General features: G+C 59.7%; 10 protein-coding genes. 7 read left to right on the plus strand and 3 right to left on the minus strand.

Translation table 11 applies throughout. From position 1 onward, the window contains the following. Window positions 1–38 precede the first annotated feature (38 nt). Window positions 39–1,301 (plus strand): diaminopimelate decarboxylase, encoded by a 1,263-nt coding sequence (gene lysA, locus R0140_RS04290; protein WP_023340698.1) that lies wholly within the window; start codon window positions 39–41, stop codon window positions 1,299–1,301. Here lysA and R0140_RS04295 read toward each other — a convergent pair. Next, complete coding sequence (locus tag R0140_RS04295; protein ID WP_162708846.1) at window positions 1,287–2,294, minus strand: LacI family DNA-binding transcriptional regulator; 1,008 nt, start codon at window positions 2,292–2,294, stop codon at window positions 1,287–1,289. The two genes, lysA and R0140_RS04295, sit on opposite strands and share 15 nt — an antisense overlap. Before the next feature lie 299 nt (window positions 2,295–2,593). Between R0140_RS04295 and R0140_RS04300 the strand changes: the two genes are divergently transcribed. From R0140_RS04300 to R0140_RS04315, 4 genes are all read left to right on the plus strand, one after another. After that, complete coding sequence (locus R0140_RS04300) at window positions 2,594–3,931, plus strand: PTS sugar transporter subunit IIC (RefSeq protein ID WP_008806339.1); 1,338 nt, start codon at window positions 2,594–2,596, stop codon at window positions 3,929–3,931. Between the two features lie 7 nt (window positions 3,932–3,938). Next, window positions 3,939–5,366 (plus strand): glycoside hydrolase family 1 protein, encoded by a 1,428-nt coding sequence (locus tag R0140_RS04305; protein ID WP_032733773.1) that lies wholly within the window; start codon window positions 3,939–3,941, stop codon window positions 5,364–5,366. 67 nt (window positions 5,367–5,433) lie between these two features. Further along, window positions 5,434–6,207: a GntR family transcriptional regulator gene (locus R0140_RS04310; protein WP_004205433.1), complete on the plus strand. Its 774-nt coding sequence runs from the start codon at window positions 5,434–5,436 to the stop codon at window positions 6,205–6,207. Continuing rightward, on the plus strand, window positions 6,204–6,683 hold the full coding sequence (locus R0140_RS04315; protein WP_012540650.1) for a GNAT family N-acetyltransferase: 480 nt from the start codon (window positions 6,204–6,206) through the stop codon (window positions 6,681–6,683). The genes R0140_RS04310 and R0140_RS04315 overlap by 4 nt, the downstream gene beginning before the upstream one ends. Here R0140_RS04315 and galR read toward each other — a convergent pair. Next, window positions 6,644–7,660 (minus strand): HTH-type transcriptional regulator GalR, encoded by a 1,017-nt coding sequence (gene galR / locus R0140_RS04320; protein ID WP_008806335.1) that lies wholly within the window; start codon window positions 7,658–7,660, stop codon window positions 6,644–6,646. The genes R0140_RS04315 and galR overlap by 40 nt on opposite strands. A gap of 621 nt (window positions 7,661–8,281) precedes the next feature. On the opposite strand from galR, the gene aas reads away from it, so the two are divergent. Both aas and lplT read left to right on the plus strand, forming a co-directional pair. Beyond that, the gene (aas, locus tag R0140_RS04330) at window positions 8,282–10,441 is read left to right on the plus strand and encodes a bifunctional acyl-ACP--phospholipid O-acyltransferase/long-chain-fatty-acid--ACP ligase (protein WP_012540651.1); all 2,160 of its coding nucleotides are present in this window, start codon (window positions 8,282–8,284) and stop codon (window positions 10,439–10,441) included. After that, window positions 10,434–11,627 carry a lysophospholipid transporter LplT gene (gene lplT / locus R0140_RS04335; protein ID WP_008806333.1) on the plus strand — a complete coding sequence of 398 codons (1,194 nt, stop codon included), beginning with the start codon at window positions 10,434–10,436 and terminating at the stop codon, window positions 11,625–11,627. Before aas ends, lplT begins: the two co-directional genes overlap by 8 nt. A 104-nt stretch (window positions 11,628–11,731) precedes the next feature. Here lplT and R0140_RS04340 read toward each other — a convergent pair whose 3' ends face one another. Further along, the gene (locus R0140_RS04340; protein ID WP_008806332.1) at window positions 11,732–12,772 is read right to left on the minus strand and encodes an NADP(H)-dependent aldo-keto reductase; all 1,041 of its coding nucleotides are present in this window, start codon (window positions 12,770–12,772) and stop codon (window positions 11,732–11,734) included. Window positions 12,773–12,796 lie beyond the last annotated feature (24 nt).

Raw genomic sequence — 12,796 nt, forward strand, 5'->3', positions numbered from 1 at the left:
AAAACAGCGACCAACACACGCACTGCACCGGAGTTCTTATGCCACACTCGCTTTACGCCACCGATACTGACCTGACCGCGGATAACCTGCTGCGCCTGCCCGCGGAATTTGGCTGTCCAGTCTGGGTCTATGATGCGCAGATTATTCGCCGCCAGATTGCCCAGCTCAGCCAGTTTGACGTGGTACGTTTTGCGCAAAAAGCCTGCTCTAACATTCATATTCTGCGTCTGATGCGTGAGCAGGGGGTGAAGGTGGACTCGGTGTCGCTGGGGGAGATCGAGCGGGCGCTGGCGGCGGGCTACGATCCGCAGCAGAATCCAGAGGATATCGTCTTTACCGCCGATCTGATCGACGACGCCACCCTCGATCGGGTGAAAGCGTTACAGATCCCGGTGAACGCCGGCTCGATCGACATGCTGAGCCAGCTGGGCGAGGTGTCGCCGGGCCATCGCGTCTGGCTGCGCGTCAACCCGGGCTTTGGTCACGGCCACAGCCAGAAAACCAATACCGGCGGGGAGAACAGCAAGCATGGTATCTGGTACAGCCACCTGCCGGCGGCGCTGGAAGTGATGCGTCGCTATCAGCTGCAGCTGGTCGGGATCCATATGCATATTGGCTCTGGCGTTGACTACGGTCACCTGGAGCAGGTGTGCGGCGCGATGGTGCGTCAGGTCGTCGACTTTGGCCAGGATCTGCAGGCCATCTCCGCCGGCGGCGGTCTGTCGATTCCTTACCGCGAAGGCGAAGAGGCCATCGACACCGCCCACTATTATGGCCTGTGGAACCGCGCCAGGGAGCAGATCGCGGCCCATCTGGGGCACCCGGTGAAACTGGAGATTGAACCCGGACGCTTCCTGGTGGCCGAGTCCGGCGTGCTGGTGTCGCAGGTGCGCAGCGTGAAAGAGATGGGCAGCCGTCACTTTGTGCTGATTGACGCCGGCTTTAACGACCTGATGCGCCCGGCAATGTACGGCAGCTATCACCATATCACCGCTCTGGCGGCGGATGGTCGCGATCTCAGCGCCGCGTCGCAGGTGGAAACCGTGGTGGCCGGGCCGCTGTGCGAATCCGGGGACGTCTTTACCCAGCAGGAAGGGGGCAAAGTCGAGACCCGCCTGCTGCCGGCGGTGGTGCCTGGGGACTATCTGGTGCTCCATGACACCGGCGCCTACGGGGCTTCGATGTCATCCAACTATAACAGCCGTCCGCTGCTGCCGGAGGTGCTGTTTGATGGCGGCAAGGCGCGGCTGATCCGCCGTCGCCAGACCATTCAGGAGCTGCTGGCCTTAGAGCTTATTTAAAAAAGGTCCCGTCGTTACCGACTCGCGCAACACCAGCGTGCCGGTAAACGGCGGGATCGTTTCTATCGGCTGCTGGTTAGCAAGCTTGATCGCCTGATCGATAGCCGTGGTGATCATGTTGTCGATCGGCAGATAGACCGTCGACAGCCCCGGCTCCAGCCATTTCGCGCTTGGCGCATCGTCGAAGCCAAACAGCGACACATCCTGTGGAATACGCAGCCCCGCCTGATGCAGCGCCTTTGACGCCCCCAGCGCCATATCATCGTTACAGGAAAACAGCGCGCTGAAGCGGGCTTTCTCGTCCAGCAGTTCCCGGCACAGTTCGTAGCCGCGGGTCATCGTCGAGTCCCCGTACTTCACCCGGCTCGGATCCCACTCAATCCCATGTTTTATCAGCGCGTTGCGGTAGCCCTGCAGGCGAGCCTGGCCGGTAGGGGTGTGCATCGGGACGGTCATGCAGGCGATATCGCGGTGGCCCTGGGTAATCAGATACTCCACGGCCTGAAAGGCGGCTTCCTGCTGCTCGAAGAACACGCAGCGTTCGCGGGCCTGCGCCACATCGCGGTTAATCACCACCAGCGGCATGGCGATCGAATTAATCAGCGACATGATCGCCTTTTCGCTCATGTGCCGGGTATAGAGGATGATCGCATCGCATTGCCGGTCGGCGAGCATCTGCACCGCTTCCTCTTCGCGCTCCGGCGTATCATGACCGTCAGTGACGATAAGCTGCTTTCCCCAGGCTTCCGTCTGGCGTGAAGCCTGCTGCAGCAGACGGCCAAAGTAGAAGCCGTCGAAGGTGGAGACGACCAGCCCGATACTATTGCTGGTCTGATTGGCCAGCGAGCGTGCGAGAAAATTCGGCCGGTAGCCCAGCTCTTCCATCGCTTTAAAGACCTGTTGGCGGGTGCTCTCTTTCACCTGACCTGTGCCGTTCAACACGCGGGAAACCGTCGCTTTCGAGACGCCTGCGCGAATTGAGACATCCAGCATTGTAGCCATTCATCGATTCCTGATTTCACGTGGTAAAGCGCAGTTTATCACAGACCGAAAAGGGACATATCGACGGGGCGGGGCGGAAAAACCATCGCGATCACGCTTTTGGCAGGAACTGACGAGCCGGCATAGTCTGGTATGCCAATGTCGATTCTATCGGATATTTGGGATACCACAGTGCGCGTTGCGAGCGCTGTCACAGAACTATTTTTGCCTGGCGACTATGTTTTGGTATGCCAAAAGTCTCTGGCTGTTCACCTGGCCGCAATAAGCCCTTTACTCTGAGGTACTCTTTTATGGCATTACAGGACAAACTGATCGACGCGCTGGGGCGTTTCGCGACGACTTTCAACAGCTATCGCTACATTATGGCGATCAAATCGGCGTTTATTACTCTGATGCCGGTGATCATCGTCGGGGCCTTTTCGGTACTGATCTCCAATATGGTGCTGGATCCGAAGAATGGGCTCGCCAGCTTTTCCTCGCTCTCCTTTCTTGCGGCGCTGAAGCCGATCACCAGCGCGCTTAACTACGCCACGCTCAACTTCCTCAATATCGGCGCCGTGTTTCTGATCGGTATTGAGCTGGGGCGGATCAACGGCATCAAAAGCCTGTTTCCCGGCCTGCTGGCGGTGATCTGCTTTATCTGCGTCACGCCGACGACGGTGGAGATGATGGTCGATGGCCAGATGCACGTGGTGAAAGATGTCCTGCTGCGCCAGTTCTCCGATACCCGCAGCCTGTTCCTCGGGATGTTCATCGCCATTCTGTCAGTGGAGATTTACTGCTGGCTGGAGGGGCGCAAGGGACTGAAAATTAAAATGCCGGATACCGTGCCGCCGAACGTTTCCGCCTCTTTTTCGGCGCTGATCCCGGCGATCATCACCACCACCGCGATCGCCACCCTGGGTTTTCTCTTTCACCAACTGACGGGAATGTATCTGTACGATGCGGTCTACCAGGTGGTGCAGCAGCCGCTGGAGCGGGTGGTGCAGAGCCTGCCGGGGATCCTGCTGCTGATGTTCGTCGCCCAGCTGTTCTGGGTGATCGGCATTCACGGCAACCAGATGATCAAGCCGATCCGCGAGCCGCTGCTTCTGGGGGCGATCACCGTCAATATGAGCGCTTTTGAGCAGGGAAAAGAGGTACCGAACATTATCACGATGCCCTTCTGGGACGTCTACATGAGCATCGGCGGCTCGGGGCTGACCATCGGCCTGCTGATTGCGGTGATGATCGCCACGAAGCGTAAAGAGATGAAAGAGATCGCCAAGCTGTCGATAGGTCCCGGGCTGTTCAATATTAACGAGCCGGTGATCTTCGGGATGCCGATCATGCTCAACCCGATCCTCGCTATCCCGTTTATCATCACCCCGCTGGTGACCGGCAGCATCGGCTATTTCGCCACCCTGACCGGCTTCGCCGGCAAGGCGGTAGTGATGGTGCCCTGGACCACGCCGCCGCTGATCAACGCCTGGCTCTCCACCGCCGGCTCGATGGGGGCGGTGGTGACCCAGCTTATCTGCATCGTGACCGCGGTGCTTATCTATCTGCCTTTCGTCAAAATCGCCTCCCGCCGTGCCGATGCCGCACAGCGTCAGGCCGACAATCAACAGACCGCCAACCCTGTCTGAGGAGCCTATGACTACCGTACAGATGACCATTCCCGATGATTTTATCCTTGGCGCGGCGGCTTCCGCCTGGCAGACCGAGGGCTGGAGCGGGAAAAAACCGGGGCAGGACTCCTGGCCCGATCTCTGGTACAAAAACGACCGCCACGTCTGGCATAACGGCTATGGCCCGGCGGTGGCCACCGATTTTATCAACCGCTTTCAGGAAGATGTGCAGTTGATGAAGCTGGCCGGGCTGACCCACTACCGCACCTCAATCAACTGGTCGCGCTTTCTGACCGACTATGAAAACGTCACGGTGGATGAGGAGTATGCGGCCTATTACGACCAGCTGTTCGATGCGCTGCTGGCCAACGGCATCACGCCGATGATCTGCCTTGAGCATTATGAATTGCCCGGCTATCTGCTGGAAAAGTATGGCGGCTGGGGGTCGAAAACGGTGGTCGAGCTGTTTGTGCGCTACGCGGAGCAGGTCTTTGCCCGCTACCACCCGAAGGTGACCCGCTGGTTTACCTTTAATGAGCCAATTGTGGTACAGACCCGGGTCTATCTGGATTCCCTGCGCTGGCCCTATGAGCAGAACACCAGCACCTGGATGCAGTGGAACTATCATAAGGTGCTGGCGACCGCCAGCGTCGTGAAGCGGTTTCGCGAGCTCGGCTATCCCGGGACCGTCGGCTGCATCCTCAATCCGGAGGTGACCTACCCACGCTCACGCGCCCCCCATGACCTGCGCGCGGCGGAGATCTACGATCTGTTCTACAACCGCATGTTCCTCGACCCGCTGGTGCACGGGGTCTGGCCGCCGGAGCTTCTTGCACTGCTCGAACAGCATCAGGTGACGTGGGACGCCAGCGAGGAGGATCTGGCGATTATTCGCGAGCACACCGTCGATGAGCTGGGGATTAATCTTTACTACCCGCACCGGGTCAAAGCCCCGTCGCGGGCCTGGCATCCGCATACCCCGTTTCATCCGGCCTGGTATTATGAGCCGTTTGAGCTGCCCGGCCGGCGAATGAACGCCTCCCGCGGCTGGGAAATCTACCCGCAAATCATCTTTGATATGGCGATGCGGATCAAAAATGACTATCGCAACATCCCCTGGTTCGTGGCGGAGAGTGGGATGGGGGTGGAAAACGAAGGCCAGTTCCGTAATCGCGAAGGCACCATCGATGACAGTTACCGCATCCGTTTTATCAGCGAACATCTGTGGCACACCCTGCGCGCCCGCGAGGCAGGGGCCAACTGCCAGGGCTATATGCTGTGGGCGTTTACCGACAACGTATCGCCGATGAACGCTTTTAAAAACCGCTACGGGCTTATCGAAATCGACCTGCAAAACCATCGCGCCCGGCGACCCAAAGCCTCGGCGCACTGGTTTCGTCAACTGGGCGAACGGCGTGAACTGGTGCTGGATATCGATGATGAATACCGCTAGCCGGGGGCAATATTTGCTAAGATAGCGGCGTATTTGACTCGCAGGCATGTAACGCACAGGTGATTTTGTGGAAAAAGCGATAATTCCGCCGGAAAAGAAGCCCTATCAGGAGATTGGTGATGACTTACGCGCCCAGATCGCGCAGGGGCGCTACCCGGTCGGGTCGCGTTTGCCGCCGGAACGCCATATTGCCGAAACCTACGGCGTCAGCCGGACCATCGTGCGCGAAGCGCTGTTGATGCTGGAGCTGCAGGGGACGGTGGATATTCGTCAGGGATCCGGGGTGTACGTCATGCGTATTCCCCACGAGAACGACAGCGAAGAGGAGCAACTGCTCAGCAGCGACGTCGGTCCGTTTGAAATTCTGCAGGCGCGCCAACTGCTGGAGAGCAATATCGCCGCCTTTGCCGCGAAAATGGCCACCCGCGCCGATATCGACAATCTGAAGCGGATTATCGAGCAGGAGCAGCGGGCTATCGCCCTCAACGACACCGCGCAGGATAACGCTCGTCTGTTCCATCTGGTGCTGGCCGGGGCGACGCAGAACCAGATGCTGCTGGCGACGGTGGAGCGGATCTGGCTGCAGATGGACAGCAGCCCGCTGTGGCAGCAGTTCAATGTGCATATTGCCAGCCGCGCCTGGCGGCTGAAGTGGCTCGGTGACCGACAGACGCTGCTCGCCGCGCTGCGGCGTCGCGATGTGATGGGCGCCTGGCAGGCGATGTGGCAGCATCTGGAAAACGTCAAAAACAGTCTGCTGGAGCTGTCCGATGAAGACGCCCCCGACTTTGACGGCTATCTGTTCGACTCGGTGCCGATTTTTCAGGGGAAGCTGGTATGACGATCCTGCCGCTGTACGCTGCGCCGCAGTACGCCCCGCAGGTAACCGACTGGCTGTGGCACGCCTTTGGCGGCGAGACGCTGCCGCGGGAGTTTTTCGCCAGCATTGTGCAGCATAGCCAGACGGCGGAGGCGCTGCCATTGACCTTTATTGCCGTGGAAGGCGAGCAGTTGCTCGGCACGATTGGCCTCTGGCGCTGCGACTTGATCAGCCGCCAGGATCTGTTTCCCTGGCTGGCGGCGCTGTACGTCGCGCCCGCCGCCCGCGGTCAGGGGCTGGCCGGAAAACTGCAGCGGCATGTGATCGATTATGCCCGCCGCGCGGGCTTTCGGGAGCTCTATCTCTACTCCGCCTGCCGGGATTTCTATGAACGCTTCGGCTGGCGCTACATCGGCGAGGGGCTGGATTACCCGGCCACCGCCGTGCATCTCTATCGCTACGACTTATCGCCTTCCAGCGGGGCGACCACCGAGTGACGGCGCACCAGCGTCGGGCTGAACAGGTGGGTGATCTCCGGGGCCGGGCGGTACTCCGCCAGGGCTAAGGCCAGCTCGGCCGCCTGGGTCGCCATGGTGACGATCGGGTAGCGGACAGTGGTCAGCCGCGGACGGACATAGCGCGAAATCAGGACATCGTCGAAACCAATCAGCGAAATTTCCCGCGGGACGTCGATGCCGTTGTCGTTGAGTACGCCCATCGCGCCGGCGGCCATCGAGTCGTTATAGCAGGCGACGGCGCTAAAGTGGCGGCCGCGGCCAAGCAGTTCGGTCATTGCCAGTTCGCCGCCGCTTTCATCCGGTTCAGCAAAGGCGACCAGCCGGTCATTGCACGGCAGGCCGCTCTCTTCCAGCGCCGCGTAGTACCCCTGCAGTCGATCTTCCGCATCGGAGATATGGTGGTTTGAGCATAGATAGCCGATACGCGTGTGCCCCTGCTGGATCAAATGGCGGGTCGCCAGCCAGGCGCCATAGCGGTCGTCCAGCGCTACGCAGCGGGTTTCGTACCCAGGCAGGATGCGGTTGATCAGCACCATGCCGGGGATCTGCTTCATTAACCCCGCCAGTTCCTCATCGGGGATCATTTTGGCGTGCACCACCAGCGCCGCGCAGCGGTGGCGGATCAACTGCTCTATCGCCTGGCGTTCCTTCTGCACGTTGTGGTAGCCATTGCCAATCAGCAAAAAGTTGCCGGTGCGGTAAGCCACCTGTTCGACGGCTTTGACCATCGCGCCGAAGAAGGGGTCGGAGACATCACCCACCACCAGGCCGACGGTTTCTGTTGACTGCTGGGCCAGGGCCCGGGCGTTCGCGTTGGGATGATAGTTCAGGGTTTCCATCGCCGCGCCCACGGACTGACGCGAGGCTTCGCTGGCTTTGGGAGAGTTATTGATGACGCGGGAGACGGTAGCGACGGAGACTCCTGCGAGTCGGGCTACATCCTTAATTGTCGCCATACCATGCCTTTTATAGGGTAAGCGTTTACATACTGCTATGTTACGGGAAAGAGCGGCAGATTCAAGGCGCGGCGGCGAAGGAATGGCGCAAATGTGATTCAGACCGGGCTTATGGGTAACCTGTTTACATTGACGTCATCGCTAATTGAAACCGACGCAGGGAAATACAAACCTTTGCTTACACTTTGCGATGCGCTGTTGCGAATGTTCGCTGGTTTGTTCGCGGACCCGGTTGATATTCTGGCTATCCCAGAGGTATTGATAGGTGGAGTCAACGTCACGTTGACCACTTTACTTACACCAGCCTGCGCAGATGCGCAGGTTTTTTTTTGCCCGCTATCGGCGTTGTTACAGATAGCGAAAATCGTAATACCTGGTTGCACTTAGGCTCACTCCCTTGCGTTTTCCCGCTGGCCCGTTACGGTCGAAAAACGCGACAATCGAGATCCCAGAGGTATTGATAGGTGAGTTTCTTAGGTACGCTCTTCGTACTGAACGTCTTACACCGACCTGCGCGGATGCGCAGGTTTTTTTTTATTCCGAAAATCTCCCCGCTGCACTGCTTTCCCATGCCTTCTCGTGTAACCTGCTTTGACTCATCACCGGTCACATGGAGTTGTTATGCTTTTGGGATTTTTCAGACTGCTGTTCAAGGGGTTATACCGGGTCAGACTGACCGGCGACACACAGGCTTTATACCAGCAAAAGGTCTTAATTACCCCGAACCACGTCTCTTTCCTCGACGGCATTCTGCTGGCGCTGTTTTTGCCGGTCCGACCGGTTTTTGCGGTCTATACCTCAATCAGCCAGCGCTGGTTTATGCGCGCGCTGACGCCGATTATCGATTTTGTACCGCTGGACCCGACCAAACCGATGTCGATCAAACATCTGGTGCGGCTGATTGAGCAGGGGCGGCCGGTGGTTATCTTCCCGGAAGGGCGAATTTCGGTTAGCGGCTCGCTGATGAAAATTTATGACGGCGCCGCCTTTGTCGCCGCCAAATCGCAGGCGACCATCGTGCCGCTACGCATTGACGGCGCCGAACTGACGCCCTTCAGCCGGCTGAAGGGGCTGGTGAAGCGTCGCCTGTTCCCGCGTATTCAGCTGCATCTGCTGCCGCCCACCCATCTGCCGATGCCCGAGGCGCCGCGCGCCCGCGACCGGCGGAAAATCGCCGGGGAAATGCTGCATCAAATCATGATGGAAGCCCGGATGGCAGTGCGTCCGCGGGAAACCCTGTATGAGTCGCTGCTGGCGGCACAGGACCGCTTCGGCGCGCGCAAACCCTGCGTGGAGGATATCAACTTCCAGCCGGATACCTATCGCAAGCTGCTGACCAAGACCCTGTTTGTCGCCCGCATTCTGGAAAAATACAGCCAGCGGGGCGAAAAGATTGGCCTGATGCTGCCTAACGCCGGCATCAGCGCGGCGGTGATTTTCGGCGCTATCGCCCGCGGGCGTATTCCGGCGATGATGAACTATACCGCCGGGGTGAAAGGGCTTAGCAGCGCGATAGCCGCCGCGGAAATCAACACTATTTTTACCTCACGCACCTTCCTCGATAAAGGCAAACTCTGGCATCTGCCGGAGCAGCTGACCCAGGTGCGCTGGGTATTCCTCGAAGATCTTAAAGGTGATATCACCCTCGCTGACAAACTATGGATTTTCGGACATCTGCTGGCGCCGCGTCTGGCGCAGGTTAAGCAGCAGCCGGAAGACGCGGCGATGATCCTCTTCACCTCCGGCTCGGAGGGCAATCCAAAAGGGGTGGTGCACAGCCATAAGAGCCTGCTGGCCAACGTCGAGCAGATCAAAACCATCGCCGACTTTACCGCCAACGACCGCTTTATGTCGGCGCTGCCGCTGTTCCACTCCTTTGGCCTCACCGTCGGCCTGTTGACGCCGCTGTTTACCGGGGCAGAAGTGTTTCTCTATCCCAGCCCGCTGCACTATCGCGTGGTGCCGGAGCTGGTCTACGATCGCAACTGCACGGTGCTGTTCGGTACCTCGACCTTCCTCGCCAACTATGCCCGCTTCGCTAATCCGTATGATTTCTACCGCCTGCGCTATGTGGTCGCCGGGGCGGAGAAACTGCAGGAGAGCACCAAACAGCTGTGGCAGGATAAATTCGGCCTGCGCATTCTCGAAGGCTATGGCGTGACCGAGTGCGCGCCGGTGGTATCGATTAACGTACCGATGGCGGCGAAGGTCGGCACCGTGGGCCGTATCCTGCCGGGGATGGACGCCCGCCTGCTGGCGATGCCAGGCATTGAGCAAGGGGGGCGACTGCAGCTAAAAGGGCCGAACATCATGAAAGGCTACCTGCGGGTGGAAAACCCCGGGGTGCTGGAAGCGCCAGCGGCGGAAAACCAGCACGGCGAGAAGGAAGCGGGCTGGTATGACACCGGCGATATCGTCACCTTCGACGAGCAGGGCTATGTTCGCATCCAGGGCCGCGCGAAGCGCTTTGCCAAAATCGCCGGCGAGATGATCTCCCTCGAGATGGTGGAGCAGGTGGCCCTCGGCGCGTCGCCGGACAAAATGCACGCCACGGCGATTAAGCAGGACGCCAGCAAAGGTGAGGCGCTGGTGCTGTTTACCACCGATAATGAACTGACTCGCGAAGCCCTGCTGCGCTACGCTCGCCAGCACGGAGTACCGGAGCTGGCGGTACCGCGAGATATACGCTGGCTGAAGCAACTGCCGGTGCTGGGCAGCGGCAAGCCAGACTATGTCACCCTGAAAAACATGGTCGACGAGGCGGAAACAACCCATGAGTGAGTCAGTACATACTAACCCTTCGCTGTACTCGAAAGGGATGCTGGCGGTGATCTGCGCCCAGTTCCTGTCGGCCTTCGGCGACAATGCGCTTCTCTTCGCCACACTGGCGCTGATGAAGCAGCTCTATTATCCGGAGTGGAGCCAGCCGGTCCTGCAGATGTTGTTTGTGGGCGCTTACATTCTTTTTGCTCCTTTTGTCGGCCAGTTTGCCGATAGCTTTGCCAAAGGCCGGGTGATGATGGTGGCCAACGGTCTGAAGCTGCTCGGCGCCGGCTGCATCTGCTTCGGTGTCAATCCGTTTATCGGCTATACGCTGGTGGGGATTGGCGCCGCCGCCTATTCGCCGGCCAAGTACGGCATTCTCGGCGAACTGACCACCGGCGATAAGTTGGTGAAGGCTAACGGACTGATGGAGTCCTCGACCATCGCGGCGATCCTGCTGGGCTCCATGGCCGGCGGGATCCTCGCCGACTGGCACGTGCTGGCGGCGCTGATCGTCTGCGCGCTGGTCTACGGCGGGGCGGTAGTGGCTAACCTGTGGATACCCAGGCTGCCGGCGGCGCGCCCGGGGCAGTCGTGGCGTTTTAAGCCAATGACGCACAGCTTCTTCAGCGCCTGCCGCACGCTGTGGCGCAACGGCGAAACCCGCTTTTCGCTGATGGGGACCAGCCTGTTCTGGGGCGCTGGCGTGACCCTGCGCTTCCTGCTGGTGATCTGGGTGCCGGTGGCGCTGGGCATTACCAGCAACGCCATGCCTACCTATCTTAATGCGATGGTGGCGGTGGGGATTGTGTTGGGGGCCGGGGCGGCGGCGAAGCTGGTGACCCTGGAGACGGTATCGCGCTGTATGCCGGCGGGAATATTGATCGGTATCGCGGTGATGGCCTTTGCGGTGCAGCAGTCGCTGCTGCCGGCGTTCGGTCTGCTGTTACTGCTCGGGGTGTTCGGCGGGTTCTTTATCGTACCGTTGAACGCGCTGCTGCAGGAGCGTGGGAAACATTCGGTCGGGGCAGGTAACGCCATTGCGGTACAGAACCTGGGCGAAAACGTGGCGATGCTGCTGATGCTGGGGCTCTATTCCCTGGCGGTGAGCGTGGGCGTTCCGCCGGTTGCCGTTGGGATAGGGTTTGGCGCGGTCTTTGCCGTGGCCATCGCCGCGCTGTGGGTCTGGGGGCGGCGTAAATAACCTCCCGGCTTGCGCTGCGCTTAACCGGGCGACGGGTTCATCAATGTCTGCTCTTCGGTAGCCCGGGTGGTGGCGTATACGCCGCTACCCGGGGCTTTGCTTTCTTACGGTGCCGGGTAGGTATAAACCTGATGCACCGCCTCAATCTCCGCTAATACCTCTTCACTCAGTTCAAGCTGCAAACTTTCCACGTTGGCCTGCAGCTGCGCCATGGTCGTCGCCCCCAGCAGGGTGCTGGCGACAAATGGCTGCCGACGCACAAAGGCCAGCGCCATTTGCGCCGGATCGAGGCCGTGGCGTTTGGCGATATCCACATAGGCCGCTACCGCTTTCTGCGACTGCTCGCTGCTGTAGCGCGTAAAGCGGCTGAACAGCGTGTTACGCGCCCCTGCCGGCTTCGCGCCGTTGAGATACTTCCCGGTCAGTGTGCCGAAAGCCAGGCAGGAGTAGGCCAGCAGCTCCACGCCTTCGAACTGACTCACTTCCGCGAGGCCGACTTCAAAGCTGCGGTTCAGCAGGCTGTAAGGATTCTGAATCGTCACGATCCGCGGCAGGTCGTGCTTATCCGCCAGGTGCAGATAACGCATCACGCCGAAGGCGGTTTCGTTCGACACGCCGATGTAGCGGATCTTCCCGGCGCGCTGGAACTCGGTCAGCGCTTCGAGGGTATCCAGCAGGGTCACGGCGGGCGCGGCATCAGCCCAGGTATAACCCAGCTTGCCAAAGCAGTTGGTTGGGCGCTGCGGCCAGTGTACCTGGTACAGGTCGAGGTAATCGGTCTGCAGCCGCTTCAGGCTGGCGTGCAGCGCCTCGCGGATATTTTTGCGGTCCAGGACGTGATTGGGCCGAATGCTGCTGTCGTTATTGCGCGCGGGCCCGCTAACTTTGGAGGCCAGCACCAGCTTTTCGCGATTGCCGCGTTTCGCCAGCCAGTTGCCGACGTAGGTTTCAGTCAGCCCCTGAGTTTCCGGGCGCGGCGGGACGGGGTACATTTCGGCGACATCGATCAGATTGATGCCGTTGGCGACCGCATAGTCGAGCTGCTGATGGGCATCAGCTTCGCTGTTCTGCTCGCCAAAGGTCATGGTCCCCAGCCCGAGGGTGCTGATTTCAAGTGAACTGTGTGGGATACGGTGATACTGCATAGCCAGCTTCCTTTTTATTTATAA

It is taken from the genome of Klebsiella sp. w6 (genome assembly GCF_033100215.1).
Lineage (GTDB): Bacteria > Pseudomonadota > Gammaproteobacteria > Enterobacterales > Enterobacteriaceae > Klebsiella > Klebsiella variicola.